This is a genomic window from Loigolactobacillus iwatensis (genome assembly GCF_003950295.1).
GTDB lineage: Bacteria > Bacillota > Bacilli > Lactobacillales > Lactobacillaceae > Loigolactobacillus > Loigolactobacillus iwatensis.
In genome coordinates, this window is record NZ_RHNP01000026.1 from 1 (window position 1) to 26,034 (window position 26,034).

Sequence of the window (26,034 nt, forward strand, 5' to 3'; positions counted from 1 at the left end):
GTGAGCTCTTTTTCTGCACAAAAATCCTGTTAATAGTTTACCATTTGTAAACTATCAACAGGAAAAAGTATAGAGCCCAATTTTAAGGGTGATCTTTTTTAGTGGCTTAAGGATTTAAATTAAACATTTTGGCAAATAAATAACGTCAGCATTGATTCAATAAAACCAGGGAGTGGAATAAAAGTCTGGATTTACGTTCTAGAATGGCGTTCGAAAATAAGCGGAGGCTGGGATTTTTGTCCCAGCCTCCGCTTACTATTTTTGATCATTTACTCTAGTACATGGACCCTAAACTGACTTTTGTACTACTTTCATTTTTTTACTTTTCGGTGGTTTGTGTTTCGGCGGTGTGATTATAGTTACCATAGATGTAAAAGTACTGGTTACTAACGCCGTCAAAAGTTGGGTTCATACTATTTTGATAAGTTTCCGCGTTGGATAAAGTTGTTGCTGAAAGGCCAAGTTCTTTACGGATTTTTTTCGATAAACGATTTAATTCCTTAGTTGAAGCAACTTGGTAGGAAGAGCCGGTAATCCAGGCATCTTGGCCTTGAAGTTGGTCAGATTTTATATCGGCGGTAGCCCCGCGGTAGTGGAGGGCAAGCGTTTTGATTTGCGCAAAGGTTAAATTGGTGCGGACATTCTTTTCTAAATCCTTTAAAACCTTGTCGTAATCAAACAGCATCTTTGGCGTAGCGGCTTTTTTCAAAATTGCTCGAATGACTTGTTGTTGCCGAATTTGCCGCCCATAATCACCACGCGGATCCTCATGGCGCATTCTAGTATAAGCAAGTGCCTGCTCACCGTTTAAGTGGTGCATTCCTTTTTTGAACTTTTGGCCGCCAGTCCAAACACTAGTGAAGGAAAATGGAATATTAACGTCAATACCACCGACGTCATCAACCAGCGTTTGAAGGGCGCCCATATTGATGGTCATGTAATAACTAACGGGAACGTTTAATAGGTGTTGGACACTATTAACGGCCATTTTAGAGCCACCTAGGTCGTAGGCAGCGTTAATCTTTTCCATAGCGTTATTCTGTGAACCACTTAATTCTGCTAGCGTATCACGGGGAATAGAGTTCAAGGTCATTTTTTTAGTATCAGGATTAATTGTTGCGAGAATAATCGTATCCGAGTTACCACGGTAAGTTCGTCCCGCAGCGCCAGTATCAGCTCCTAATAATAAAATACTAACGGGCTTGTGTTGTTGAATAGTGGTTGTCGTTGGAATACCATCCTTAGCGTACATACCCTTAATTGTCTTACCAGTATCATGATAAAATTTAACGATAAAGATACCACTGAGAATCAGAATAATTGAAATAATGAGTAATAGAATCTTAGTGAATGGGTGGCCTTTCTTAGGCGGCCGCTGTGCCATTCGCGATGGTGTATCAGTCTCTTCCATGTCTTCCTCCTATTGCTGCAATCTGTTTCTATTATAGCCGATTTTTTAATGATAGCAATTAGCGCCAAAGGTTTAAGGGATTATTATGAAATCAAAAATGTGTTTGACATTAGAAAATGATGGTGTTATTGTTAGAAACAAGTTAAATAATTCAAAGTGTTGAAGAGAAGAGTAACTGAATTATTTTTGTTAGCGAGCCCTGATTGGTGAAAGTGGGTAAAAATAAATTTGGTGAAGATGGTCTTGGAGCTTGTTAGTTGGTGCTGTAAGCAGTGCTAATTATCCGTCTGCAAACGATAACTTGCAAAGGTATAGTTAATAAGATGTACCTGATAAGGTCATGATTGTGAAATCAAGGCAAATATGGGTGGTAACGCGAAAGCTTTCGTCCCTGTTACGTTAAAGTAACGGGATGAAGGCTTTTTTATTTTATGGAGGCGAGCATATGATGTCCGTAGAGCAAGATTTAAGTAAGCAGTTGGTATTAAATACGACTAATGATTTTAAAGCGAAAACGTTAACAATTCTGGTGTTGAATTTAATGCCAAATAAATTGGAAACCGAGGGACAATTTGTCGATTTATTAAATGATCAGAATCATAATCTGGCTTTAACTTTCCTTTACCCGGAAACGCACCACTTTAAGTCGGCCGACACATTACCTTACTTACAGGAAAGTTACGCCACCTTCTCGCAAATTAAAGCAGGTTATTACGATGGGTTAATTATTACCGGGGCACCAGTAGAGACACTGGATTTTTCGTTGGTGGATTATTGGCGTGAATTTGGTGAATTGGTCGATTGGTCAAAGACACATGTTTCCCAAACTTTATTTATTTGTTGGGCGGCACAAGCAGGATTGTTTCATGATTACGGTATTAAGAAATATCCAGTTCGACCTAAAATATTTGGTATTTTTGGGCATGAAGTTCGGCAGCAGGCGCCATTAGTTGAAGGATTACCAGAGACTTTTTATTTACCACATTCACGTAACACAACATTAAAGTCCGCCGATATTCTGGCGCACCCGGATTTACGTTTATTAGTAGATGATTCCGATGTTGGTCCCGTAGTTGTTCAGAGCAGGGATGGCCGGCAAACTTTTATAACCGGGCACCCAGAATATAGTACCCAAACGTTGGCCAATGAATACCGCCGTGATTTAAAGGCGGGGATTCCGATCACTTTACCGGAAAATTACTTTTATGCCAACGATCCAACGCAGAAAATCATCAATCGTTGGCAACCAGCAAGTCAACAATTGATAAAGAATTGGTTTAAGTCATTTAAGTAAACTCATTTCCAAATTAAGTTGATTAATAAATAAACTGCACACTAATTTAAAGGAGAGAACAATAATGAGCGATAAAAAATTAAGATTTGAAACATTACAAGTTACTGCTGGTCAAACAGTTGATGAAACTGGTGCCCGGGCCGTTCCTATCTATCAAACAACCTCTTATGTTTTTAAGGACGCAAAGCAAGCTGCAGGCCGTTTTGCACTCACGGACGCAGGGAACATTTATACGCGGTTAACGAACCCAACAACAGATGTGTTGGAAAAACGAGTAGCGGCATTAGAAAACGGAACTGCCGGTGTTGCGCTGGCTACTGGATCGGCAGCAATCACGGCAGCAATTTTAAATGTGGCCGAAACGGGTGACGAAATTGTTTCGGCAAGTACAATTTATGGTGGGACTTATGATCTTTTCAGCGTTACGTTAAAACGTCTTGGAATTACGACTCATTTTGTTAATCCTGATGAACCGGCTAACTTTGAGGCGGCCATTAATGAACACACCAAGGCGTTGTACGTTGAAAGTATTGGTAATCCGGGAATTAATTTAGTTGATTTTGAAGCAATTGGTGCAATTGCCCATAAACACGGTTTAATTTTAATTGTTGACAACACTTTTGGGACGCCATACTTAGTTCGACCATTAGATCACGGTGCTGATGTTGTTGTACATTCGGCAACTAAATTTATTGGTGGTCATGGCACTTCAATGGGTGGTGTTATTGTGGAAAACGGCCAGTTTGATTATGCTGCTAGTGGTCGCTACCCGGGATTTACCACACCTGATCCTGCTTATAACGGTTTAGTTTGGACGGATGTTGCACCAGCGGCATTTACAACTAAGGCACGTGCGCAACCCTTACGTGATACTGGTGCCGCAATTAGTCCGTTTAACTCATTTTTATTAATTCAAGGTTTAGAATCACTATCTTTGCGCGTTGAGCGCCACGTTAGTAATAGTCGAAAGATTGTTGAATTTTTAAAAAATCACCCTAAAGTTGCTTGGATCAACTACCCTGAATTACCTGATAGTCCATACAAGGCGCTGGCCGATAAATATTTCAAAAATGGCGTTGGTTCAATCTTTACGATTGGCTTAACTGGTGGTGAGAAGGCGGGCAAAAACTTTATTGAAAAGCTTAATCTGTTCTCACTTTTAGCCAATGTTGGGGACGCTCATTCATTAGTAATTCATCCTGCCTCAACAACTCACGCGCAGTTAAATGAAGCAGAATTAAAGCAAGCCGGGATTACGCCGGATCTGATTCGACTTTCGATTGGGATTGAAAACGTCGATGATCTAATTGCTGATCTTGACCAGGCGTTGGCACAAGTTTAAAGGAAAGATATCGATCGGGTAGGCGGCCTTGAAGGGTTACTTATTCGATCGATATTTTTGCAAAAAAATAGAAGTCAAATTGGTTATAACAATTAAGTTAACCAATTTGATTTCTAGATTCAATCTACTTTAATGCCGAATCCTCGTTAATCAAGCGTGTAATTTTATTAATTTCGGCGTGAGCATTTTCAGCCGAATCCCGTGGAATGACGAACTGAGACTGCATTTTATGTGGATCTAAATTTAGCGGAACCGTTATTACGGATAAAAAAGAATGTTCATTAACACCCTTGTTAGTTGGTTCTTGTGCCGTTAATGCAGCAATCTTCTCGGGATGTGTTTTTAGTGGGATTAGATAATCGGCCAAAACACGGTAAGCGTAGTATTCGGCCTCTTCATAGAGTTCTCCCTGGGCGCTTAACTTAGGAATGTTTAGAAAATCAATTAAATATTGTTCATCATGTTTAGTGGTTCGAGTGGTAAAGTGGTAATCTTCGCTGTCTGTCATCATGCTTCTCCTTTAATCATCACAAAAATAACTGCTAATTTCTTAAATGTGATTTTAAGTAACATTAAGTTAAATTAACAGTTTTTTCATCTGTATCTAATGTATGCCATTTAGGTGTTATCTGCAAACTATTTGGCAAAGTATTTAACTGACGAAATTTTAGTAGTGAGAAGTGGAATAACGTAAATAGTCCAACTATAAAAGCTGTAAGGCTAATGGTATTGGTGCTCTAACTCATAGACTAGTTCAGGATCATCACCAGTTCGCTGATTTTTATTCAATTGATTGAGGCTTGTCATGTCAACATCACTTAGCGTGAAATCATAAATCGCGGCATTTTGTGCAATACGCGCCGGATTCTGTGACTTTGGAATAAAGGATAGGCCACGTTGTAAATGCCAGCGTAAAATAATTTGTGCGGGCGTCTTAGCGTATTTAGTGGCCAATTGTCCAATGAGGGGGTCCTTTAAAACGGTTCCGCGGCCTAAGGGACTCCATGCTTGAGTAATAATGTGATTTGCCTTTCCGTAATTGACTAAGGCCTCTTGTGACAAGTAAGGGTGATTTTCAATTTGATTAACAACTGGCATTTCGTTGGCCTGGGTTGCCAAGTAATCTAAGTGAGTTTGGTGAAAATTAGAGACGCCAATCTCACGAACCGTTCCTTCTTGTTTTAGATGTTCAAACGCCCGCCAAGTTGCAAAAAAACTAGAGTGAATTGGCCAGTGAACTAGGAGTAAGTCAACATAGTCAGTGCCCAAGCGTTGCAAGGAATCATCAAAGGAGGCCAACGTGTTGTCATAGCCCTGATTCTTTTCAGCAATTTTAGTGGTAATAAACAGTTCACTTCGTGGGACGTTTGTTTGTTTCAGAGCTTTACCTAACATCGTCTCGTTAGCGTAGGCCTGTGCAGTATCAAACAAACGATAGCCAGAATCAATTGCTTGGTTGATTGCCGTGTTCATTATTTTTTGATCATCTAATTTATAGACACCAAATCCTTCGATTGGCATTTTGTAACCGTCAGGAAACGAATAACGATCCATAATTGATTTTGTCATAGTATTAGCTCCTTCAAATTTAGATTCACTTTAAGTCTAGAACATTTTTGACCTAAAGCAAACTTAACTTGCCTTTTTTTCTTGTGGTTTATCGAAGAAAAAGGTTAATAAACCACCCGCGATTAATGCAACTAATACCAGCAAACAATTTCCAATTGTAAATTGCCAAGTTGGGGTAATTCCGCGCTGAACCAAAATAAGAATGGCGGCCAAAACAACGCCCCAAACGATGGCGTAAATCTGTGCTTCAAATTTCTTTAGTAAGTAGGTCATTAATCGGGCCATAATAAATAGTCCTAGAACGGCACCAATTGTAAATGGCACCAAAAGTAAAATTGTACTAAGTACGGACGCTGCAGTTTGGAAATCAGCCTTGAAAAGGGCAATAAAGAAGTCAATGACTTGGCCCATTGCGTTGTAAATTGTACCGTATTGGCCGATAACCATTAACATAATGGCACCGGAAATACCGGGGATCATCATTAAAGCAACAACGAAGAAACCGGCAAATAACATTGTCCCAAAGGCCATTGGCGAATTTAGACTGGATAAGGCAATGTGATTTTCGGCTTGACTATTTGTGGACAACTGCGTTAACCCGTAAATAAAGCCAAAGCCAATCAATGGCCAAAGTAATTGATACCAATGAAATTTTAACGGCTTAACCTTACGCCACATAAACGGAATTAGGCCTAGCATTAATCCAATAAATAGGGCGTAACTAGGTAGTGGAAACTGGACTGTTAACCAGAGAACACCCTTTGTTGCCGCTATGATGCCAATTAGGGCACCAACGGCAATCGGAGTTAGAAAGCGAAGACTGGCAAGTGGTTGGCGTCTTAATTGATTGATCTTTGCCATAATTGGTTCGTAAAGTCCAACAACAACGGCAAAAATACTACCAGACAGACCTGGAATAACGAGCGCTAACCCAATAAAAAATCCTTTAACTGCATTTAACATAGCTGACCCCCTCAATTTTTTGATCTGATTATGCTTAATTGCAAGCGTTTCTCTAAGTATACGAAATTTTTAGGGGGATTGTCACCTTATTTGGTAGTTTGATTGAACGTTAAGGGTGTGGTGGGTACTTCGATTCCGGCCTCGGCCAAGGCCCGCATATAGGCAGCTAAGTAATCGCTTTGAATGCGACCCTGAGCACCATTCTTAGTGTAAAGTACCACGCGTAAAGCCAGGTTACCGTTGCCAAGGTCCACAATCCCAAAAATATCGGGACCACTTTCAATGTCAGGGTACTTTGGTGTTAGCTCTTGGTTAACCTCATTCAAAATAGTCGTTACCTTTTTTGGATCTGTTTTTGGAAAAAGTCGGACGTCAAGTTGAATGCGCATATTGTTACGGGAAAGGTTACTAACAATATTGATGTTGCTATTTGGGATGTAATTCAAAGTACCATCGAAGCTTTTAACTTGAGTAACTCGCAGGCCAAGTGCAGTAACGATACCTTCAATACTACCGATGATAACGTGATCACCTACGTCTAATTGTTGTTCCAATAAAATAAAGAAGCCGGAAAGAATGTCCTTCACTAAATTTTGTGCGCCTAGACCAAGTGCCACACTTAAGATGCCGGCACTGGCAATCAACGTTCCAACTGGTACACCAAGAACGCTTAAAACCGCATAAAGGTAGAAAAAAAAGATTACGTATTTAACGGTATTATTAACTAAAATAAAAATTGTTTGGGAACGGCCCTCACTAATGTTGCGGTTGACCTTATAAGTGTTGAAGCTGCGGTCAATTAATAAGCGCGCTATTTTATTAATTAACCAGAATAATAATGAAAATAGAATGATTTCTAAAACTGTACCTAAAATTTTGTTAAGAATATCAATCCATTGGATACTTTCAACGAAACGAGTTAATAAATTTGCTTGATGATTAACGCTTTTATTAAGCGCAGCCTCGGTTAATTGCATTGTCGCTAGCATAATGTCACCCTTTTTTTATAATATAAATAAGTGTAACAAAGGCGACTTTAAAATAGCAAATCGCTACTCTTTGATTGAAGAAAGCGTTAAATGATGCTATCCTAAAATTATTAAGTAAAAGGAGGCTATGATATGACTGGTGGTGAAGCTGCTGCTTTAATTGCTGCAATTGCATTTCTGATTCTTGTTTTCTTTATTGTGCTCGTTTTAATTCGGGTAACAAAAATTATGCGGGAAGTTCAGACAACTGTGGCCGAAGCAAACCGCACAGTAACAACAGTAACAAGTGACGTTGATGCACTTTCAAAGGAAGTTGAAGGTTTGTTGACCAAAGCAAATGTCTTACTTGAAGATGTAAATGGTAAGGTGGCGAACTTGGACCCCGTCTTTCAGGCCGCCGGTGATCTTGGCGAAAGTGTTTCGGACGTTAATGAAGCCAGTCATCATTTGGTGGAACGGTTAACTAACATTGGTAATTCAACGGCCAAAGCTTCAACGCTGGGTCGAGTGGGGGTAGGAGCGTTACGTTTCTACCAAAATCATCGCCGCAAAAAAACAACAACTGATAATACGCAAGGGAGCGATTTATAATGGCTAAAGGAAAATTTTTGTTTGGTTTTCTACTTGGAGGTGCCACTGCATTTGCAGCAACACGTCTGTTAGCACCAGAATCAAGTGACGAATTAAAGGATAATTTAGCACGAAAGGTCAATCAGTTACGCGATAAGACCGCTGATTACGCTGATTTTGTTGACGATGCGGCCAATGACTTTACGGACGCTGCTGGTGAAACAACGGATACATTGAAGGATGCAGCCAGTGACGTTAAATCTAATTTACAAGATTCAGCGGCTGATTTGAAAGACAATGTTGCTGATGATGCGGACTATGCAGATATCAACATTGATGGCCACAGTGCCTTTGGTGAAGCCAAGGATAATATCACATCGGCAGCAAGTAGCGCTGCTGATGAGGCTGATGACAAATTAAAAGAGGCAACTGATGATTCAACTGCCTCGTCAAGTGATGCCGACGAAGATTAGTTTTAACTATTAGTTGGTGGGACCTTCGTTTGAATATTGAGGAAATAAAGAGAAGCGGCTAGGACTTTTTGTCCTAGCCGCTTCTCTTTTTTATGGCTCTATTTGGTAAGTAAGCTAAAATTTGTTGCTGTATCCTCTTAAAAGTTTGCGCAAGAAGGCTACTAAACTTTATTAGCAGTTTTGGTCAGTAATACTTTGAACTGAAGGTCTTTCCAAACACTCCCTTAAGCTAAAGTGCCTTTTTTGGATTGGTTATTAGTTAATGTACTGTAATTCCTTTGGTGTGTGGGTAAACGGTTTTGCCCCTGTTTCAGTAACGTGGACACAATCTTCAATTCGAACACCAGCAACACCAGGAATATAAATCCCGGGTTCAATTGAGAAACACATGCCAGGTTGTAATTCCATATTATTACCCGCCATAATTGAAGGAAATTCATGCGTGGAAGTACCAATTCCATGACCTAAGCGGTGAATAAAGTAGTCACCGTACCCGGCCTTGGTAATCACATCCCGGGCAATTTGATCTAATTCTGCTGCTGTAAGACCTGGTTTGACGGCTGCCTGAGCTGTTAGTTGTGCCTCCAAACAGACCTTATGAATATCAAGTGCCTTGTCACTAGGTTTACCGAAAGCAATGGTTCTCGTAGCATCGCTCATATAACCCTTGTTAACGGTGCCTAAATCGAATAAAACAAGTTCATTTGGTGCAAGTTTTGTTTCTTTAGGTTCGCCGTGAGGATCAGAGGCGTTAGTTCCAGCTTGAACAATTGTGCCAAAGCTCATTTTCATCACGCCTTGTTGCATTAACGCGTATTCAATTTCGGCGACAATCTGTTGTTCGGTTCGGCCGGCCTGAACAGCCTTAAAGCCAACACTGAAAGCATAATCGGCCTGCTTACCAGCCTCGTCCATTAGGGCAATTTCGGCGGGCGTTTTAATCAATTTGGCCTTTTCAATAAAGCGACTAGCATCGCCAGGGAAGGTTGCTTCCGGAAAATATTTCAGGATTGTTTCGTAACGGCCAACAGGTAGATCATCTTTTTCAATTGCCCAACGCAGGGAGTTTGGCTGGCGGTTTTTGATCTGTTCTGCAATGATGGCAAAAGGGTCTTCGTGATCTAAGTAACCATAATCACCATATTTCCAGCCAGCACCCTTGACTGCTTCAACTTCTAACTGAGGTCCAAAATAGAAGGGATCTTGATCTGGAAAGACTAAGAGTGCTTGCACACGTTCTTCTGGTTCAGCATAAAATCCGGAGAAATAGGCAACGCTTGTTGGGTTGCTGATGAAGGCTACATCTAAATTATTTTCTTGTAGCCAATGACTTAAACTCTGTAAGTGGTCCATAAAATCATCCTTTCTTAACTAAAGTCAGTATAGCATATTCAACACCCCGCGTTAGCAGATACCCATTAATGCTTGGTTTAAATAAATTATGAAAACAATCATGTAAGTTTTATGAAAAAAGGCTTTAAAACGCTTGCATTTGTTTTCAAACTTTGTTAAATTGGTAAAGGTGAATTTATGAAAACAAATGAAAGCGGAGAGAGGGACTTATAAATGGAAAAACAGACAATTACAATTTACGATGTTGCCCGTGAGGCAAGTGTCTCGATGGCAACCGTTTCGCGGGTTGTTAACGGTAACCCAAACGTTAAACCGGCAACGCGCAAAAAGGTTTTAGAGGTGATTGATCGTTTAGATTACCGGCCTAATGCTGTTGCTCGTGGTTTGGCTAGCAAAAAAACAACGACAGTCGGGGTTATTATTCCGGATGTAACCAATATTTATTTTTCATCATTAGCACGGGGAATTGATGACGTTGCAACGATGTATAAGTACAATATTATTTTGGCTAACTCTGATGAAAACGGTCAAAAAGAATTACAAGTGTTAAATACGTTGTTAGCTAAACAAGTGGATGGCATTATTTTCATGGGTAATCAGATTTCGACTAATATGCGTTCGGAATTTGCCCGTTCAAAAACGCCAATCGTTTTGGCCGGCTCAGTTGATTCGGATGAAGAAATTGCTAGTGTCAATATTGATTATATTGCTGCCGTTGAAGAAGCAGTTAGTACTTTAATCCGCCACGGCAATAAGAAGGTTGCTTTTGTTACCGGTAATATGGACCAACCAATTAATGGATTATACCGGTTAAATGGGTATAAAAAGGCCTTAGCAAAGGTTGGCTTACCATTTGATGAAAAGCTAGTATTTGAAACTGAATATAGTTATAAGGCCGGTGAAGCAATTTGGCCAGAAATTAAGGCTACTGATGCGACGGCCGCAGTAGTTGGTGACGATGAACTAGCAATTGGATTACTCAATGGTGCTGGTGATGATAACGCCAAATTCCCAGATGATTTTGAGATCATCACAAGTAATGATTCCAAGCTAACTGAGATGTCACGACCAAAGATGAGTTCAATCACACAACCTTTATATGATATTGGTGCGGTTGCAATGCGTTTGTTGACTAAGTTAATGAACAAAGAAGAAATTGAAAATCAAACAATTCTTTTACCTTACGGAATTGTGGAACGTGGTACTACTAAATAGTAGTTAATCGTTTTTTGATAAAGAATGTGGCGTCGAAACAAAAATCAATTTTTGTTTCGACGCCACATTTTTATTCCTCGATACTTCTTCTACCATTTTGGCAAAATAATCTTTGGTGTATACTAAAAGTGTAAGAATAAATGGAGGCGATCTCATGCGGAATTTTGCACGATCGGCAGGATGTTCGATCTTTTTTGTTATTTTTTACGCAGTTGTTTTAGTGGCGGTTATTTTTCAGGCTAACATGTTGGCCATGTTGTTGATGGCAATTGGTATGCTACTAAACGCAGTGATTAATCTGGGTGCGCGCTACCAAACTAAAAAATAGGCTAAATTAAAAAGGCAACGTAAAAAAGCAGGTAGTTTACTAACCAGAAATTGATTAGTAAACTGCTTGCTTTTTTATAATAGATTATCTACTTGTTGTTCCAATACCAATGTTCTGGCGTTTATTAATTGAAGTTGAACTACTACTTGGAATAACTTCGCCACCAAACAAGGCAGCATCAGGGTCACCACCATTAAAGTAGTTTTTCCAGAAAGCGTTATAGGCTTTTTTGGAACCCCCAATTGCAAAACGATATTTAACTGGATCAGGTGACCAGCCGGCGTAAAGTGATTTAGTTTTGCTTCCACTAATAGCCTGGCGTGAGCCTTGATAGCTTATTCGTCCAGGTAGTCGGCCAGTTGACTTAGTGACAGAAACTTCTGTCACTCCAGAAGGGCGAGTGCGTCGTTGGGTAGTTCCAAGAATGCTACTATCCGTGGTATTGATCGCATTAGCTAAGTTGGTCCAGTAGGCATTACTAACCTCACCGGAAGTATCCGTCAAGTTATACGAGTTTCCGTAGAAATTATCGTAACCAGTCCAAGTTGCTAACGTGACCTTTGGTGTGCTACCAACGAACCAACTATCCCGGTTATCATTTGAAGTACCAGTTTTACCTACAAGATTGCTGGTATTAAACGTTGCTGCACCAGGAATTTGACTGGCAGTTCCCTGAGTAACAACGGAACGCATCATGTTTGACATTACATAGGCCGTTGCAGGCGAGAAGACCTGCGTGGTTTTTGGTTTATGTTGATAAACAGTTTTTCCGTTATTATCAGTAATTTTTGAAACAACGTAAGCATCAGTGTGTTTGCCACCATTTGAAAGCGTGGTGTAAGCGCTGGCCTCATCGGCAACACTAACTCCGTATTGGGTACCACCAAGTGCTAAGCCAAGTTCTTTGTAGTCCTTATTGGTTAACTTAATCCCCATCTTTTCCATGTACGGCTTCACTGAGCCGTGTTTGCGCACTTGGTTATAGAGGTTGACAGCGGGAATATTATAAGAATATTTAAGGGCATCACGAGAACTAACAAAACGATTCTGAATTGTTTGACCGTAATCGGTTGGCTTATAGCCATTATAATTAACCTTAAAATCAGCGATCTTAGTTTCCGATCCAATGAGCTTGCGCTGAATGGCAGGACCATAAACTAATAGTGGTTTAATTGATGAGCCAGGGGAACGCTTAGTGTCAAAGGCGTGATTAATTTGTGTGACGGAAAAATCACGTCCGCCAACAAAGCCAAGGATGGCACCAGTGTGGTTATTAAGCAACACGCTACCATTTTGCGCCGGTTCTTTAACGTGAATCGTTTTGCCGGTCTGCGGGTCAGTTGACGTATCCTCATGTGTTGGACCAAATGTGTTGCCTTGTTCTTGGACCACGTTTTGCATACTATCGTAAACGGACTTATTGATTGTGGTGTAAACATGATAACCACGTTCAGTCAACAATTGGGAAGCCTGTTGGTAATACTGTTGATAAAGGTTGTTATCCTGATTGACCTCAGTTGCGGTCAATCCATCTTTTTTGTAAAGTTGCTTCATTAAAATATTTCGTGCGTCTTTAGTAACCAAGTTATAAACGTAACCGTATTTCTGGGTCGGCTCCGGATTTGGTTGCTTACTAAGAAAATCTTTTTTGAGATCGTACTTTTCAGCGGTTTGCCACTGTTGTTTAGTGATTTTATTGTCCCGGTACATTCTGAACAAAACAACGTTCTTACGGTCTAAACCAAGTGAAAGATTCTTTTTCAAAGAGCCGTTATTCTTATAAGGTGTATAGACTGAAGGACTTTGTGGTAGTCCGGCAATAAAGGCTACTTGTGGTAAGTTTAGGTCACTGGCTGGCTTTCCAAACAGCCCCTCCGCTGCTTCTTGAACACCGGCAACATTCTGGCCCTTATTATTTCGACCAAAGGTGGCGGCATTTAAGTAGGCCTGGAGAATTTCTGATTTTGAAAAGTATTTGTCGACACGTAGAGCAAGTAAAATTTCGCTAGCCTTACGTTTAAACGTCGTTTCAGAGTTTAACAATTGCATTTTAACTAATTGTTGGGTCAAAGTTGATCCACCAGTTTGCGTGCCAATTCCGGTTAAACTAGAAAAAAGGGCACGCACAACTGATTTAGGAACGACACCATGATGCTGATAGAAGTATTGATCTTCCGTTGATGTAATCGCCTTAGTTAAATTCGGTGAAATTTGATTAATTGAAACTGGCGTGCTAGTGATATTTGTTTGTAATTCACCTAATTTGACATTTTTAGCAAAATATAAATTTGAAGGTGCGTAATCACTATTAATTGCCGTTTTCATTGTATTATAACTTGGTATTGTATCCTTATTGAGTAATGACGCAAAATAACCTAGGCCAATTCCCACTGTTAATGTGCCAACAATCAATAAAAATGAAGCAATATGTAAGAATAAACTCTTTAAGACACTTATCGTGATGTTTAAATAGTAAAAGAAAGCTTCACGTGGGGTCGCATTTTCTTTGAACGTGATTTTTGGAAAACGCAAGAATTCAATAATACTATGCCCTAAACGACTAAAAAAGCCATGCATACCCTTCGTATGGTTACCCGAGCGTGTGCGTCGGTCAGACCTTGAGTTATGGTCGTCTTTCAACTTCATCCCACCTTAATAAATCAAAATACTCCTATGTATTATAACAGATTGCTTTTTAAATGCAGTGCAAAAATTAAGAAGTTAACAAAAACGAAAACTTTTTGCTGAAAATAGAGCTGGTAGTGAAATACGAAAAATGTCATGATAGTAAAAAGTGTTACTAGTGGCATAAACGAGATGTTGCATTCATATAAAATAGATATTAGTTTACCTAGGAGGCTTGGAGATGTACACAACTTTACTATTTGATCTAGATGATACGTTACTTGATTTTAAAGCAGCCGAAAAACAAGCGCTAAGTAGTCTTTTTCGAGAATTACGGTTGCCATTAACACAAACAATTCAGCAACGCTATGCTACATTAAATACTGGCTTATGGCAAGAGTATGAATTAGGAAAAATTACCCGGGAAACATTGTTGAAAACGCGGTTCACACTTTTATTTAAACAACTAGACCAGAAAATTGATGGTGTTGCCTGTGAAAAAAGGTACCGAAGTTATTTAAGCAAGGGACACGCGTTAGTTCCCCATGCCAGTGAAATTTGCGGAATCTTGAAACAAGATTTTCATTTAGAAGTTGCAACGAATGGAATTGCCAAAATGCAGTTACAACGGTTAGCGGATTCAGGCCTAGATAATTATTTTGAACGTGTTTTTGTTTCCGAAGAAGCAGGTTTTCAGAAACCACAGTTGGAATTCTTTAATTATATTGCACAAGAGTTACCATACTTTGAAAAGGAAAGGACGCTAATAATTGGCGATTCGTTGACGTCGGACATTGCTGGTGGCAATCGATTTGGGATTGATACTTGTTGGTTTAATCCTAATTTAGTTACCAATCAAACAAGTACCACACCAACATTTCAAATCAGACAATTACCCGATTTAATCAAATTATTGGGACAACAAAAATAAACACGAAATAAGCGGTAAATTTCACTGGTTTACCACTTATTTCGTGTTTTAATTTAATTTTAAAAAGTAATGATTAGACTGTTTTGCTTAACGATAGCGACTAATTGCACAGGCAGTCTGTCCTTCTGGCATTTGTTCGCTAGGGATAATCACAACTTTACCGCCAAAGTTTAACGTATAATCACTCAGATCAAAGAGTAGATTATGGCGTTGGCCGATGGGAGTGCTTTGATCTAGTCCATCGGCCGTCATAATTCCGGCCGCAAAGCCATCTTGTGCCAACAGTAGAGTATCAATTTGTCCGGCTTTGGCTGCCAAAACTAAATCTTGCGAAGTTGTAAGAATTTTTCGCTGGGGAATTGCGTTTTGGTAACGATCTAATGTAATGGCGACAATTGCAGCAGCCCACTGTTGGTGTAATGGTTCAGTTTGTTTTTGAATTTGTTCTTTACTGAGATTAGCAGGGGAGGCCGTAATTTTTAAATGCTGTGCCAAGGCACTATTTTTACTTAATTGACGGAATAACGCTTGATTTTCGCTTAAACCGAACAGAATTAAACGTTTTGAATCAGTGTGGTCGATGAGATAATCATCAATCGCCTGATAATAATTGTGGTGGTCAATCTCAGTTTCTTCATCTTTAGCGTTATGGCCGTGATAGCTGACACTACCAGCACCATCGCCGTTTGTTCGAAAATTGAGGTCACCACCCTTAATTTCTTCACCTAAGGCCTTTTTAAGTGTCGTTGGTGCGTCTTCAGGGAATGTAATTTCGCTAAACCGCTGACCTTCGTATTTAAAGAGGCGAAAACTATCTTGGTTTAAACAGAGCAACGTATAGTCAAATTGACGCTGATTATTATTGATAATGGGCATCAGATCTGGAAACCGGCTAACACTGACACGTTGAGTGACTGCTGAGTTTAAACGGGTAACCATCATTTCATTTTGATTAACGATAATTCCCAGACTGATCGACAACTGATCACGCCAAAATGTTGCGTCACTTAAGAGTGGTGTCAATTGTGCTTCAAAAGATGACCAATTTGTTTCGGGAAATAGGGTGGTAAACTGTTCCTTGGCTTCCTTTAATAAATTTTTATAAGTGATTTGTGATTTTTCTGCTTCGTTTCGCAGTGGCAGTGTGTTCAGATAAATTGAGACAAACGGGCCGTGCTGCAGATCGTTAAGTAACGTTTTCAAATCAATGTAATGTGTTGTAACCATAAGGTAGTCCTCCTTTGATGATGAAAGTATTGCCAATTCAGGCTACCTTAAGGTTAACAAGTTATCGGGATAAAAGCGATAAATATGCTAACGAGTTTTCTAATCGGAAATCTGGAAGTAGCGAATTCGTTTGTAAAGTAATGCACCAAGCCACCCAGCTGCAGCGGCCTTAATGATTGCCGGAATAATAAAGGGTATAAAGCCGGCATTAAAAGCGGCGGTGGCGGAAAGATGACCGCTAAATGCTAACCAAATAGTTCCCATGATTAACGTTGCGAACGCACCTAGTAAGTTAGCGGTTATAGCGTGAAAATAGTGATAGCCGAAATGTTGCAAGTAACTGCCGGTAATCCAGCCCGTTAATAGAAAACCAAATAGAAAGCCACCAGTTGGTCCAAATAACGCGCCAATCCCAGATGCCATTCCGGCAAAAACGGGCAATCCAATCAGGCCAAGTAGAAGATAGATTGTAATTGCCCAGCAACTGTATTTTCGTTTAAGTACAGTGGCACAGAGTCCAATGGCAAACGTCTGACCAGTTAAAGGCACTAATCCAAGTGGTACGATCAATTGCGAAAAAATGGCGATAATGATGGCAAATTCGGCTGCTAAAATAAATCCTTTTAATTGTGTGTGTGTCATTGTGGTTCTCCTTTTATTGATAATAAACTTTAGTGACTTCTCCTGAACTAATTGTCCGTTGGCCAGTAGTTGTTTGTAACAGGAGCTCACCGTGATTGTTAATGCCGGTGACTAGTCCGCTAAGCTGTTCATTGCCTTGTTTGAGCGTTACTTGTTTACCAGTTAAAAACGAATTTTCACGATAATCAGTTAGAAAATGGCCCGCAGGATAATTAGGATAAATCGTGAAAAATTGCGTTAGGATTTCGGCAATTAACTGATTACGCGTTGTTGTGGGCTTTGTTGTAAATAAGGCGCCGACTTTGTTTTGTAAGTTACCATCCAGTGGTGTATCTGGTGCCGCAAAATCTAAGCCGATTCCGATAATAACGTCAGTAATGTGCTGTGTTTCAAAGTCGGTGACCGCTTCTGACAAAATACCACAGATCTTTTTATCATTTAAGTAAAGGTCATTCACCCATTTGATTTTAGTTTTAATGCCGGTTGTCAGTTTGATTGCTCGAAAAACGGCAACGGCAGTGGCGGTTGTTAGTAAACCAACGTCGGTTAACTGAGTTGTCGGTTTGAGAAGTAAACTAAGGTAAATTCCAGAGTTCTTTGGAGAAATAAATGGCCGGCCATAACGCCCATAGCCACGTGTCTGTTGATTGGCAATTAAAACTTGGGGCACGTCATTGCGCTGGGCCGCAAGCTCTTTTGCTTTTTGATTAGTGGAAGCAAGAGTGGGATAAACACTTAACGGCAGTGTTTGCAGTTCATTTGGTAAAAAATGCTGAATAGCAGTTTTACTAAGTAGGTCATTTTCCACGTAGCGGTAACCAAATTGGGCCTTGCTTTCAATTAAGTAGCCGTCCTTTTTAAGTTGCTGAATGGCCTTCCAAATAGCAGTTCGTGAAAGGTTAAGCCGTTGAGCTAAAATTTCACCGGAAATAAATTGATCACTGGCCGTTATAAGTTCTTGAAGCAGACGTTCTTTAGTTGACATTTTTATCAGTCCTTCAATTCTTGTTAACCATATTAAATTAGTGGTTAACAGGATGATAACTTAATTAATTATAAAATGCTAGCTAAAATGATAGAGAAATATCATTTTGTTTTCGTGGGCGTATTAAATTTAGATTACGAATGGGTCAAAAGTAATTTTTTGATTAGAAAGCATGTTAAGCTTAAGTTATTAAAAGGGAGGTAATGTTGTGACCTGGGAGCATTTTTTGGAACATCGTGTTGACGACCAAAAAGGTGATGGGCACAGTGTGACCGTTGACGTGCCAAATGCTAAAGAACAGTTGACACTAAAGATTGACGCTGATGTGTACGAGACTTTGGCAAAAGAGAACGGCAAACTGGAGCAACTGGTGAAGCACTTATTAAGTCGTCACCGGAAGCAAACCACAAAAGAGACCATTGTAATCAATAAGCGTAATCTTCGGATTTTCCTTTAAACTTTGCGTATGGTTAAAAGAGCAGAAGAAGGTATAATCGCTATTGATTAACAAGAGTGCCGCAGACAAGTAATAGCTTAGTTGCGGCATTTTTTCTCGTTTGGAATCCGTTTATCAAAACCCATTGTCGAGTAATAACATTCTTTAATGAATTACCTAATTAACTTAGCCGATTGTAAATTGCTAAGCTTTTTTTTATAATTAAATTAGTTTAAAGATTGTGGAGGTAAAGGATGAATAATGAATCGGCGCAAAAAATGTGGGCAGCCTTTGTGGAAGAACATCCGGAGATCACGGCTACCTATGATGTCTGGTCTTTCGGCAGTACAGCTGAATCTGCTGATCAGTTGGCACGGTTAGTGATCGCCCATCAAAAAACTGCGACGACTTCGAATTATGCACTGTATCGGCTAACTAATGAGCCAGTGCCAACTGTGGGGCGCTATAGTGTTATTTTAGATGGTCATCAACAAGCAGTTGCCATTATTCGAACAACGGCTATTCAAGTACTTCCATTTGGGGATGTTGGTGTTGATCAGGCCTACGCTGAAGGTGAAGGCGATCAAACAATTGCTTACTGGCGAAATATTCACCGCAAAGTATTTACCGATGAGTTGGCCGCCGTTCAAAAAACGTTTACGGATCAATCATTAGTTTTACTGGAACGATTTGCGTTACTTTTTCATGATTAGGTGTATTTGAAAAGTTATTCAGGCACTTGCATTTTTCACCGGCTATTTATAAATTATTTTTTGATTTTTTCGATGGATTACATAATAAAAACAACAACTGCTAGTAATGACAAACTCAGTGGGTTAGAATAATACTAAATTTAGATTATTTTTGTACCAGCACCGAGTAGACATTAGAGAAATTAGGAGGATGTTTAATGCATTATGAAAGTAAGGTCTTCACGACTTATGCTCAAGAACTTGAGCACCGTTTAAACAAGGTATTGGCTGACATTAGCGATAATAACCACGAGTTGGTCGATGTTAAGTTAACACCGATTAAAAATGATGATAGCATTGATACTGATATGATTTTGGTTGTTGTTATTTCGCGTTAACATTTAAAAAAGAGGTTGTGAAGTGCCCCGGTATTAGATTTTAGTCCAATACCGGAGAGTCACTTTACGGCCTCTTTTTGTTTCCAAATATTATTCTAGAACGTGTGCCAAAAGTTTGGGCTCACAGCGAAACTTAACCTAATGATCTCCGGTCCAGCTTCAATTTTATCAAAAAATATAAATTAAAATTTACCGCGCCAGCTCGTAAATGGCCTCAGCGTAGATGGCGGTTGCCCGTAAAAGGTCAGTTAATGGCAGATACTCGTCAGGTTGGTGCATGACATTCTCACGATTTGGGAATAACGCACCAAAAGCAACACCACGTTTGAGCAGGCGTCCATAAGTACCACCACCAACGATCTGTTCATGTCCCTTTTCACCAGTTTGTTTTTCGTAAACTTTTAGTAGTGTTTGGACTAACGGATCGCTAGCAGGAACATAATGGGGCGTCATTGCGTGGCCCAATTGCTCAATCTTAACGTTAGGGTCCAGCGTTTTGGCTAAAGCAGCAATAATGGTAGCGACATCTGTTCCTTTAGGATAACGAACGTTAAGCGTGATCGTTGCCGCTTGGTTAATCACGTAGGTAAAGAGATCGGGACTGGCCGTTAAATCACCCATAACATCGTCAGTGTAAGCAATTTTAAGTAGCTTACCTCGAGAATCATTATGAAAATAGTGGGCAATTGTTTGCAAATACTGTTCACCTGCGGCATCGAAATTATATTTGGCCAAAAATTTGGCCAAATAAGTAGCGGCGTTAATGCCGTCTTTTGGTTCTTGCGAGTGGGCAACTTTACCATAAAGAGTGAGTGTCACTTGGTCAGCAGTTGGTTGATAATTGCCACTAATAGGATTAGCGGCCAAATAAGTTTCAAAGGCGGCTTTTAAAGTTGGTGTTACCCCGGAAATCACTGCGGTAGCTGATTGGGGAACCATATTTGTCCGTAGACCACTGGTAAAGCTAGTTAAAGTTAAGTCGGCTGATTTTATTTCACTGTTAGGTGTAAAAGTTAATTTAAAATCTGTAATACCTTTTTCACCATTAATAATTGGAAATTCGGCGTCAGGTGAAAAACCAAAATCAGGTATTTTCTCTGTTTCCTGATAACGGTTTAGGCCGTACCAACCAGATTCTTCATCGGTTCCGAGAATAAAATGAACTTGTTTGGTTAATGGCAACTTAAGGTCTCGAATAATCTTTAAAGCATAATAAGCGGCCAGGGAAGGGCCTTTGTCATCACTGGTTCCGCGACCGTATAAACGACCATCCTTATGAGTTAGTTTGAAGGGGTCGCTCTGCCAGCCAGCACCAGCAGGAACAACATCCATATGACCGAAAATTCCTAAAATTTCTTTACCTGCGCCGTATTCAATTCGACCGGCAACATTAGCAATATTTTTGGTTTTGAAGTTGTCACGTTTAGCGAGGGCTAGCATTTTCAGTAAGGCATCCCTCGGACCAGGTCCTAGAGGTGCCGCTTCAGTTGCTTGCGTATCATCGCGGGCGCTATTGATTGCAACGATGTCACTTAAATCTTGCAGTAAATCCGTTTGACGTTTTGCTACTTCTTCTTCCCAATTAATTGGCATTGTGCCACCTGCTTTCTAAAAAGGTTTATTCAGTATAGCCTGAATTAACTGAACTGCCAATTAAAATGTACCTTAGATTAGAATTGCGGTAGGATTATTTCGAAGGGTTGACCAAAGAAGTGCAAGCGTATTTTTATGAAAAACATGTGATTTGGCGCTTTTAACCACAGATTAACGTTGGAAGGGATTTTTTTAATAGTACTCGAAGCGCTACGGTTAATTAATAAAATCAGGTGAGGAATGATGATATGACAAACGAACAGATTCAAAAATTGGCCCAGGCAACTAGGTATATGCACCAAGTATTAGATCAGGATACTACTGGGCATAGCAGTGATCACATTGAACGTGTGGTACGGTTAACCCAACGCTTATGTCAGGATGAGGGAGTGGCCGATTATCTTGCTTTGATGGCCGCAACTTTACATGACGTTGTGGATGATAAATTATTTGCAAGCGTCGCAGAAGCACGTCAGGCACTGCAGCAATTTTTAGATAAAATTACCGTTGACGCAAAGGAACAGGCTGAACTATGGCAAATTATTGATCATATGTCTTACCGAAAAAATATTGATCAGAAACAGCAGTTATCAATTGCTGGTCAAATTGTTCAAGATGCCGATCGATTGGATGCGATTGGTGCGATTGGCATTGCCCGTACATTTTATTTTGGTGGCCATTTTGGTGAAAAAATGTACGATCCGCAATTAGCACCCCGAACTAATTTATCGGCTAGTGATTATAAAAGCGGCGAAAGCACGGTTATTAATCATTTTTATGAAAAGCTATTACGGTTGCAAGATCAGTTGAACACAGCGGCAGCAAAGAAAATTGCGCTAAAACGTCAAACGCGAATGCTTAATTTTTTGACAGATTTTAAGGCAGAATGGGCGGCAGAGGATTAGGAAGTGTTTGAAAAAGCGTCTAGGTTCTATTTTGTCTCGGTCACCACAAGAACTAGCAGGGTAAAGTTTGTCAGGTTACAACATGGCAAACACAAAAGCGTACTTTTTCAAACGCGATTTAGGCGTGAAGCCTGATTAAAGGGGTAAAACGGTTTTTTTCTTGTTAACTAAAAATGAAAAAGCGCTGTAACAGGTCATTATTCCTTGTTGCAGCGCCTTTTTATTTTTCCGTTACGTGTTGAATCATCTGACCAAAAATAGTAATGACGTGTTTATCGGCCAAAGAGTAGAAAATGATTTTACCTTCCCGACGATTTTTAACAAGGCCGGCCTGCTTCAAGATGTGCAGTTGATGTGAAATTGAGGACTGTGACTTTGCTAACAGGGCCACAATGGTAGAAACAGGTAGTTCTTCTTCAAACAAAGTGTAAAGGATCCGAACACGCGTCTGGTCACCAAAAACTTTAAAGAGCGTTGTCATTTTTTCTAAAACGTCATCGGCAGGAACAACTAGGTGTCCTTGCGGTAGTGGTTTATCGACCATTACAGTGATCCTCCTAAGGGTTTAACCATATTATACCAAGTGACTTGGCCGTGGGTTGAGCTTGCAACACCGGCATTAGTGAAACCAGCCGTCTCGTAAAATGGAATTAAACGTTCTTCGCAAGTTAAAGTGATCGTTTGGCGCTCATGTGTCAAGGCGTCCTTTTCTAAGGCCTTTAAAAGTGCTCGGGCAATTCCTTGTTGGCGAAAACTAGGTGCAACGGCCAGGCCCAGGACACTTTGGTAACCACCAATTGTCGGATTAGGCTGCGTTTGGTCAAACAGGTCATCACTAATGTAAGGTTGATCGATAACTGGACCGTTAATAAAGCCCACAACTTGGGATTGGACTTCGGCAACAAAAAAAGTATCGCTGATAGTGGCAATTCGATTTTCAAAGGCCGCTTTAGTTGCGGCTTTTGCGGGACTAAAACCAGCGTGTTCAATATCCAATAATGCCGGTAGATCAGTGGAACGAACGTGACGAATTTTCATAGTTAAACTCCTTAATAATTTAAATTAGTGGTGATTAAATTCATTTATAATTCTCATAAAATGGCCATTGATAACAATTGGCCTCGTCACTTGATTTAGTGCAGGTGGCTGAAGCAAGTCAATTGATGTTAGACGCTTGGATGGTGGTAGTTTAAAGTAGTCGGCCCGTTGTGCAGTAGATTGATTGGTTAAATTGACTAAAACTTGGTTACTTTGTAGCCAGCCCTGTTGGTTAATTTGAAACCAAAGCTTATCTTTAACTACTTTAACGGCAGTGATTTTACCGCTACCACTGAATAATCGTTGACTGGTTGTTGGTGTTAACGGATTATTCCATAATTGTGGACGGTACTGATTTGGTTTTAATTGGACGTTTAAACCGAGGTAGGGATGTGCTAATTGGTAATTAGTACCGAAATTTAAGTTAACGGCGTTTACCCACCGACCATCGGTTAATTCGGCTTGGGAATAACCTGCCTTGGTAACGATTGTACTAATCTGAAGTGGCTCGCCAGCAGTTACTGAGTTACTCTCTTGCTGGTGAATGTAGGGATTAGTCCAGGTGGCCGCAGAATAAGTTGTTGTGACAGTGGCCACCTGATTGACAATATGTTGGTGACTACCATTTTTTGCTTGTGCGTAGGCGGCAACAGTTGCTGGGTAATTGGTCACAACACCATCAACGTTGTTAAGGGTAATTGCCGGAATTACACTGGCCGGTTCCGTCATTTCACTCCAAACGTAGATCTTTTTGTTTAAACGGTGTATTTGTTGGATAATATCGGGCGTGACGACGGTGTCCTGGAGACTAACACCAGTCACGAATTGTAAATCGGCCATTGAAATATCTGTCAGGTCATTAGCAAGTAGTAACCGGGGAACCTTTGGGAGCAAAACGCTCATTTTTTGCAAGCTGTCAGCAGAAAATGAATGAATGATGACGCGATCTTGCATGTGGTATTGATTAATTAAAGCTGCTAGCTTGGCCTCCATATCAATTGGTTTTTGTTTATTCTTTTTGGTTTCTAAGATAAATTTGGCTTCTGGTTGGTTGGCATAATGTTCGAAGAGCTGCTGTAATGAATGAATTGGTTCACCATTAGTTTCATGGGCCTGCTGAATTTCATTAAAAGGCGTTTTGGAGATAGCCATATTTTGACCGGTAACCCGCTTTAGATTACTATCGTGTGAAACAACTAAAACACCATCGGAACTTTCTCGTAAATCAAGTTCGCAGTAGCTTGCACTGGCAGCAAAACCATCATTAAGGCTCTGAAAAGTTTCTTCAGGGGCGGCTAATGGGTCACCGCGGTGGGCAACAACTGTGAAGCCACTTAAGACTAGTTGGCAGCACAGTAAACTAATAATGCTAAGAACGCGCCAACTTAATTTCTTTAACACAACGAAAGTCACTCATTCCTATCTAAAATGAAATTCTTATCAGCTTCTAGTATAGCCGATTTTGGCTAGTTTGTAAGCTTCACGACGCGGCTTAATTAAAACTTCAAAATGAGTTGTTGGTTCACAAAAAGATATCTTGTATACTAGGAATATTGTTTATCGCTAATCTTGGTCGGCTTTGGAGGTGGATTATTTAAGCGGGCCCGTTAAATCATTGAAAGAAGGGTGAGGGATTGTTCTATCTAATCGTTAATATTATTGGGATTTTTGTTTTTTTATGTGTTGCGTTTTTATTTTCGAAAAATAAAAAGCAGATCAATTGGCGCTCAATTGTTATTATGTTGGTTATTAATTTTGTGTTGGCCTGGTTCTTAACTAGTTTTTCAGTTGGAACGGCAATCGTTAAGGGAGCCGCTGATGGCTTTAATTGGCTGGTTGATGTTGCCTACACCGGAATTGCATTCGCACTTCCCAGCTGGGTTCATATGAAAAATATGGATTTTGTAACGAGTGCATTGCTACCAATTCTGATGATTGTACCGTTATTTGATATTTTAACCTATATCGGCGTTTTGCCGTTTATCATTAAATGGATTGGCCGTGGCCTAGCTAAGATTACGGGTCAGCCAAAATTTGAATCTTTTTTTGCTGTTGAAATGATGTTTTTAGGTAACACTGAAGCTTTGGCCGTTTCGAGTCTACAGTTAAAGCAAATGAAGGGCCAGCGTGATTTGACTTTGGCCATGATGTCCATGAGTTGTGTGACTGCCTCAATTCTAGGTGCTTACACAAAAATGATGCCTGGTCAATTTATTTTAACGGCAGTTCCGATTAATATTATTAATGCCATTATTGTAACTAGTTTATTAAATCCAGTAAAAGTGACACCAGAAGAAGACACGATCGCTAAAATGACTGGGAGTGCGGCCGAGGTACCAGCCACTGCCGGAAGCGAAGCAACGGCGAGTACACCTCAAAAACGTGAACCTTTTTTCTCTTTCTTAGGAGATTCTATCTTAGGTGCCGGTCGGCTAGTCCTTATTATTGCTGCCAACGTAATCGCCTTCGTTGCCTTAGCAGCCTTAATTGATAAATTACTTAAATTAGTTAATCCGTGGCTAACCTTAGAGCATATTCTAGGAATTGTGATGTTCCCGTTTGCTTGGTTGACCGGATTAAATGTGCAAGATGCTTTTAAATTTGCACAGTATATGGGGACTAAGCTTGTGACCAACGAATTTGTTGTCATGGGGAAAGTATCACCAGTTATTAACCAATTTCAGCCCCACTTTAGAGCAATGCTGACGGTCTTTTTGACGTCCTTTGCTAATTTTTCTACCATTGGGATGGTCATTGGGGCTTTTAAGGGAATTGTTAATAAGGAAAAGAACGACTTAATTTCATCAAACGTTGGCTACTTATTGCTTTCAGGGATCCTAGTTTCTTTACTATCATCAGCAATTGTTGGTGTTTTCGTTTGGTGATTTTCGTTTTGAAACACGCCTGAATTTGAGATTAGTCGATAAAAAGTACTGGTAAATTTATTTTTAAGTCCTTCCTAGGTATAGGATAGAGAACAGGTTCAACTTCAAAAAAAGCTGAATTGTGTTCCCTATTTTTTAGTCACTTTTTAAGCAATTATATCGAAATTGAA

The 26,034-nt window shown here is 40.0% G+C and carries 26 protein-coding genes; 12 read left to right on the forward strand and 14 right to left on the reverse strand.

Features of this window, described 5'->3' with window-relative positions; all coding sequences use genetic code 11:
* Positions 1-319 precede the first annotated feature (319 nt).
* Positions 320-1,411: an LCP family protein gene (locus EKM98_RS07505; protein ID WP_125981766.1), complete on the reverse strand. Its 1,092-nt coding sequence runs from the start codon at positions 1,409-1,411 to the stop codon at positions 320-322.
* 445 nt (positions 1,412-1,856) lie between these two features.
* Here EKM98_RS07505 and EKM98_RS07510 point away from each other — a divergent pair, with 445 nt between their 5' ends.
* Complete coding sequence (locus EKM98_RS07510) at positions 1,857-2,705, forward strand: homoserine O-succinyltransferase (RefSeq protein ID WP_225418546.1); 849 nt, start codon at positions 1,857-1,859, stop codon at positions 2,703-2,705.
* A gap of 64 nt (positions 2,706-2,769) precedes the next feature.
* Positions 2,770-4,047 carry an O-acetylhomoserine aminocarboxypropyltransferase/cysteine synthase family protein gene (locus EKM98_RS07515; protein WP_125981768.1) on the forward strand — a complete coding sequence of 426 codons (1,278 nt, stop codon included), beginning with the start codon at positions 2,770-2,772 and terminating at the stop codon, positions 4,045-4,047.
* Positions 4,048-4,171: 124 nt separating this feature from the next.
* Here the strand turns inward: EKM98_RS07515 and EKM98_RS07520 are convergent, their stop codons facing one another.
* From EKM98_RS07520 to EKM98_RS07535, 4 genes are all read right to left on the reverse strand, one after another.
* Positions 4,172-4,558, reverse strand: a complete 387-nt coding sequence (locus EKM98_RS07520) for a hypothetical protein (RefSeq protein WP_125981770.1) — start codon at positions 4,556-4,558, stop codon at positions 4,172-4,174.
* Positions 4,559-4,767: 209 nt separating this feature from the next.
* On the reverse strand, positions 4,768-5,616 hold the full coding sequence (locus tag EKM98_RS07525; RefSeq protein ID WP_125981772.1) for an aldo/keto reductase: 849 nt from the start codon (positions 5,614-5,616) through the stop codon (positions 4,768-4,770).
* A 63-nt stretch (positions 5,617-5,679) separates the two neighbouring features.
* Entirely contained in the window at positions 5,680-6,579 is a 900-nt protein-coding gene (locus EKM98_RS07530) for a DUF368 domain-containing protein (RefSeq protein WP_125981774.1), read from the reverse strand.
* Between the two features lie 86 nt (positions 6,580-6,665).
* The gene (locus EKM98_RS07535) at positions 6,666-7,568 is read right to left on the reverse strand and encodes a mechanosensitive ion channel family protein (protein WP_225418547.1); all 903 of its coding nucleotides are present in this window, start codon (positions 7,566-7,568) and stop codon (positions 6,666-6,668) included.
* Between the two features lie 132 nt (positions 7,569-7,700).
* On the opposite strand from EKM98_RS07535, the gene EKM98_RS07540 reads away from it, so the two are divergent.
* Positions 7,701-8,159, forward strand: coding sequence for a DUF948 domain-containing protein (locus EKM98_RS07540; protein WP_125981776.1), 459 nt, complete (start codon positions 7,701-7,703; stop codon positions 8,157-8,159).
* Positions 8,159-8,611: a YtxH domain-containing protein gene (locus tag EKM98_RS07545; protein WP_125981778.1), complete on the forward strand. Its 453-nt coding sequence runs from the start codon at positions 8,159-8,161 to the stop codon at positions 8,609-8,611. The genes EKM98_RS07540 and EKM98_RS07545 overlap by 1 nt, the downstream gene beginning before the upstream one ends.
* 255 nt (positions 8,612-8,866) lie before the next feature.
* On the opposite strand, the gene EKM98_RS07550 is transcribed toward EKM98_RS07545, so the two are convergent.
* On the reverse strand, positions 8,867-9,964 hold the full coding sequence (locus tag EKM98_RS07550) for a M24 family metallopeptidase (RefSeq protein WP_125981780.1): 1,098 nt from the start codon (positions 9,962-9,964) through the stop codon (positions 8,867-8,869).
* Positions 9,965-10,177: 213 nt separating this feature from the next.
* On the opposite strand from EKM98_RS07550, the gene ccpA reads away from it, so the two are divergent.
* Both ccpA and EKM98_RS12070 read left to right on the forward strand, forming a co-directional pair.
* Positions 10,178-11,179 carry a catabolite control protein A gene (gene ccpA / locus EKM98_RS07555; protein ID WP_125981782.1) on the forward strand — a complete coding sequence of 334 codons (1,002 nt, stop codon included), beginning with the start codon at positions 10,178-10,180 and terminating at the stop codon, positions 11,177-11,179.
* A gap of 154 nt (positions 11,180-11,333) precedes the next feature.
* Positions 11,334-11,507 carry a hypothetical protein gene (locus EKM98_RS12070; protein ID WP_164512672.1) on the forward strand — a complete coding sequence of 58 codons (174 nt, stop codon included), beginning with the start codon at positions 11,334-11,336 and terminating at the stop codon, positions 11,505-11,507.
* An 84-nt stretch (positions 11,508-11,591) separates the two neighbouring features.
* On the opposite strand, the gene EKM98_RS07560 is transcribed toward EKM98_RS12070, so the two are convergent.
* On the reverse strand, positions 11,592-14,147 hold the full coding sequence (locus EKM98_RS07560) for a transglycosylase domain-containing protein (protein ID WP_225418548.1): 2,556 nt from the start codon (positions 14,145-14,147) through the stop codon (positions 11,592-11,594).
* A gap of 226 nt (positions 14,148-14,373) precedes the next feature.
* On the opposite strand from EKM98_RS07560, the gene EKM98_RS07565 reads away from it, so the two are divergent.
* Positions 14,374-15,063, forward strand: a complete 690-nt coding sequence (locus tag EKM98_RS07565) for a YjjG family noncanonical pyrimidine nucleotidase (RefSeq protein WP_225418549.1) — start codon at positions 14,374-14,376, stop codon at positions 15,061-15,063.
* Positions 15,064-15,150: 87 nt separating this feature from the next.
* Here EKM98_RS07565 and EKM98_RS07570 read toward each other — a convergent pair whose 3' ends face one another.
* From EKM98_RS07570 to EKM98_RS07580, 3 genes are all read right to left on the reverse strand, one after another.
* Positions 15,151-16,290: a baeRF6 domain-containing protein gene (locus EKM98_RS07570; RefSeq protein ID WP_125981788.1), complete on the reverse strand. Its 1,140-nt coding sequence runs from the start codon at positions 16,288-16,290 to the stop codon at positions 15,151-15,153.
* Positions 16,291-16,389: 99 nt separating this feature from the next.
* Positions 16,390-16,932, reverse strand: coding sequence for a biotin transporter BioY (locus EKM98_RS07575; RefSeq protein WP_125981790.1), 543 nt, complete (start codon positions 16,930-16,932; stop codon positions 16,390-16,392).
* Between the two features lie 13 nt (positions 16,933-16,945).
* Positions 16,946-17,917: a biotin--[acetyl-CoA-carboxylase] ligase gene (locus EKM98_RS07580; RefSeq protein WP_125981792.1), complete on the reverse strand. Its 972-nt coding sequence runs from the start codon at positions 17,915-17,917 to the stop codon at positions 16,946-16,948.
* A 208-nt stretch (positions 17,918-18,125) separates the two neighbouring features.
* Between EKM98_RS07580 and EKM98_RS07585 the strand changes: the two genes are divergently transcribed.
* The 3 genes from EKM98_RS07585 (at position 18,126) to EKM98_RS07595 (ending at position 19,443) form a co-directional block, all read left to right on the forward strand.
* Complete coding sequence (locus tag EKM98_RS07585; protein ID WP_125981793.1) at positions 18,126-18,374, forward strand: hypothetical protein; 249 nt, start codon at positions 18,126-18,128, stop codon at positions 18,372-18,374.
* A gap of 233 nt (positions 18,375-18,607) precedes the next feature.
* Positions 18,608-19,066 carry an ASCH domain-containing protein gene (locus EKM98_RS07590; protein ID WP_125981795.1) on the forward strand — a complete coding sequence of 153 codons (459 nt, stop codon included), beginning with the start codon at positions 18,608-18,610 and terminating at the stop codon, positions 19,064-19,066.
* Positions 19,067-19,263: 197 nt separating this feature from the next.
* On the forward strand, positions 19,264-19,443 hold the full coding sequence (locus tag EKM98_RS07595; protein WP_125981797.1) for a hypothetical protein: 180 nt from the start codon (positions 19,264-19,266) through the stop codon (positions 19,441-19,443).
* A 189-nt stretch (positions 19,444-19,632) separates the two neighbouring features.
* Here EKM98_RS07595 and pepV read toward each other — a convergent pair whose 3' ends face one another.
* Entirely contained in the window at positions 19,633-21,036 is a 1,404-nt protein-coding gene (gene pepV / locus EKM98_RS07600) for a dipeptidase PepV (RefSeq protein WP_125981799.1), read from the reverse strand.
* Between the two features lie 248 nt (positions 21,037-21,284).
* Here pepV and EKM98_RS07605 point away from each other — a divergent pair, with 248 nt between their 5' ends.
* Complete coding sequence (locus EKM98_RS07605; RefSeq protein WP_125981801.1) at positions 21,285-21,941, forward strand: HD domain-containing protein; 657 nt, start codon at positions 21,285-21,287, stop codon at positions 21,939-21,941.
* A gap of 220 nt (positions 21,942-22,161) precedes the next feature.
* On the opposite strand, the gene EKM98_RS07610 is transcribed toward EKM98_RS07605, so the two are convergent.
* Genes EKM98_RS07610 through EKM98_RS07620 form a run of 3 tightly spaced genes read right to left on the reverse strand, consistent with a single transcriptional unit; the run spans position 22,162 to position 24,380 of the window.
* Positions 22,162-22,485 carry an ArsR/SmtB family transcription factor gene (locus EKM98_RS07610; protein WP_125981803.1) on the reverse strand — a complete coding sequence of 108 codons (324 nt, stop codon included), beginning with the start codon at positions 22,483-22,485 and terminating at the stop codon, positions 22,162-22,164.
* Entirely contained in the window at positions 22,485-22,979 is a 495-nt protein-coding gene (locus tag EKM98_RS07615; RefSeq protein ID WP_125981805.1) for a GNAT family N-acetyltransferase, read from the reverse strand. Before EKM98_RS07615 ends, EKM98_RS07610 begins: the two co-directional genes overlap by 1 nt.
* A 24-nt stretch (positions 22,980-23,003) precedes the next feature.
* On the reverse strand, positions 23,004-24,380 hold the full coding sequence (locus tag EKM98_RS07620; protein WP_164512673.1) for a glycerophosphodiester phosphodiesterase: 1,377 nt from the start codon (positions 24,378-24,380) through the stop codon (positions 23,004-23,006).
* 233 nt (positions 24,381-24,613) lie between these two features.
* Here EKM98_RS07620 and EKM98_RS07625 point away from each other — a divergent pair, with 233 nt between their 5' ends.
* Positions 24,614-25,864 carry a NupC/NupG family nucleoside CNT transporter gene (locus tag EKM98_RS07625; protein WP_125981809.1) on the forward strand — a complete coding sequence of 417 codons (1,251 nt, stop codon included), beginning with the start codon at positions 24,614-24,616 and terminating at the stop codon, positions 25,862-25,864.
* Positions 25,865-26,034: the final 170 nt, after the last annotated feature.

What these genes read in the sequence shown, in the direction of transcription:
- ccpA (WP_125981782.1), top strand. Translation starts at nt 10,178, where the DNA reads ATGGAAAAACAGACAATTACAATTTACGATGTTGCCCGTGAGGCAAGT.
- EKM98_RS07505 (WP_125981766.1), bottom strand. Translation starts at nt 1,411, where the DNA reads ATGGAAGAGACTGATACACCATCGCGAATGGCACAGCGGCCGCCTAAG.
- EKM98_RS07530 (WP_125981774.1), bottom strand. Translation starts at nt 6,579, where the DNA reads ATGTTAAATGCAGTTAAAGGATTTTTTATTGGGTTAGCGCTCGTTATT.
- EKM98_RS07610 (WP_125981803.1), bottom strand. Translation starts at nt 22,485, where the DNA reads ATGGTCGATAAACCACTACCGCAAGGACACCTAGTTGTTCCTGCCGAT.
- EKM98_RS07550 (WP_125981780.1), bottom strand. Translation starts at nt 9,964, where the DNA reads ATGGACCACTTACAGAGTTTAAGTCATTGGCTACAAGAAAATAATTTA.
- EKM98_RS07565 (WP_225418549.1), top strand. Translation starts at nt 14,374, where the DNA reads ATGTACACAACTTTACTATTTGATCTAGATGATACGTTACTTGATTTT.
- EKM98_RS07605 (WP_125981801.1), top strand. Translation starts at nt 21,285, where the DNA reads ATGACAAACGAACAGATTCAAAAATTGGCCCAGGCAACTAGGTATATG.
- EKM98_RS07545 (WP_125981778.1), top strand. Translation starts at nt 8,159, where the DNA reads ATGGCTAAAGGAAAATTTTTGTTTGGTTTTCTACTTGGAGGTGCCACT.
- EKM98_RS07590 (WP_125981795.1), top strand. Translation starts at nt 18,608, where the DNA reads ATGAATAATGAATCGGCGCAAAAAATGTGGGCAGCCTTTGTGGAAGAA.
- EKM98_RS07575 (WP_125981790.1), bottom strand. Translation starts at nt 16,932, where the DNA reads ATGACACACACACAATTAAAAGGATTTATTTTAGCAGCCGAATTTGCC.
- EKM98_RS07515 (WP_125981768.1), top strand. Translation starts at nt 2,770, where the DNA reads ATGAGCGATAAAAAATTAAGATTTGAAACATTACAAGTTACTGCTGGT.
- EKM98_RS07525 (WP_125981772.1), bottom strand. Translation starts at nt 5,616, where the DNA reads ATGACAAAATCAATTATGGATCGTTATTCGTTTCCTGACGGTTACAAA.
- EKM98_RS07510 (WP_225418546.1), top strand. Translation starts at nt 1,857, where the DNA reads ATGATGTCCGTAGAGCAAGATTTAAGTAAGCAGTTGGTATTAAATACG.
- EKM98_RS07535 (WP_225418547.1), bottom strand. Translation starts at nt 7,568, where the DNA reads ATGCTAGCGACAATGCAATTAACCGAGGCTGCGCTTAATAAAAGCGTT.
- EKM98_RS12070 (WP_164512672.1), top strand. Translation starts at nt 11,334, where the DNA reads ATGCGGAATTTTGCACGATCGGCAGGATGTTCGATCTTTTTTGTTATT.
- EKM98_RS07615 (WP_125981805.1), bottom strand. Translation starts at nt 22,979, where the DNA reads ATGAAAATTCGTCACGTTCGTTCCACTGATCTACCGGCATTATTGGAT.
- EKM98_RS07540 (WP_125981776.1), top strand. Translation starts at nt 7,701, where the DNA reads ATGACTGGTGGTGAAGCTGCTGCTTTAATTGCTGCAATTGCATTTCTG.
- EKM98_RS07580 (WP_125981792.1), bottom strand. Translation starts at nt 17,917, where the DNA reads ATGTCAACTAAAGAACGTCTGCTTCAAGAACTTATAACGGCCAGTGAT.
- EKM98_RS07520 (WP_125981770.1), bottom strand. Translation starts at nt 4,558, where the DNA reads ATGATGACAGACAGCGAAGATTACCACTTTACCACTCGAACCACTAAA.
- pepV (WP_125981799.1), bottom strand. Translation starts at nt 21,036, where the DNA reads ATGCCAATTAATTGGGAAGAAGAAGTAGCAAAACGTCAAACGGATTTA.
- EKM98_RS07570 (WP_125981788.1), bottom strand. Translation starts at nt 16,290, where the DNA reads ATGGTTACAACACATTACATTGATTTGAAAACGTTACTTAACGATCTG.
- EKM98_RS07595 (WP_125981797.1), top strand. Translation starts at nt 19,264, where the DNA reads ATGCATTATGAAAGTAAGGTCTTCACGACTTATGCTCAAGAACTTGAG.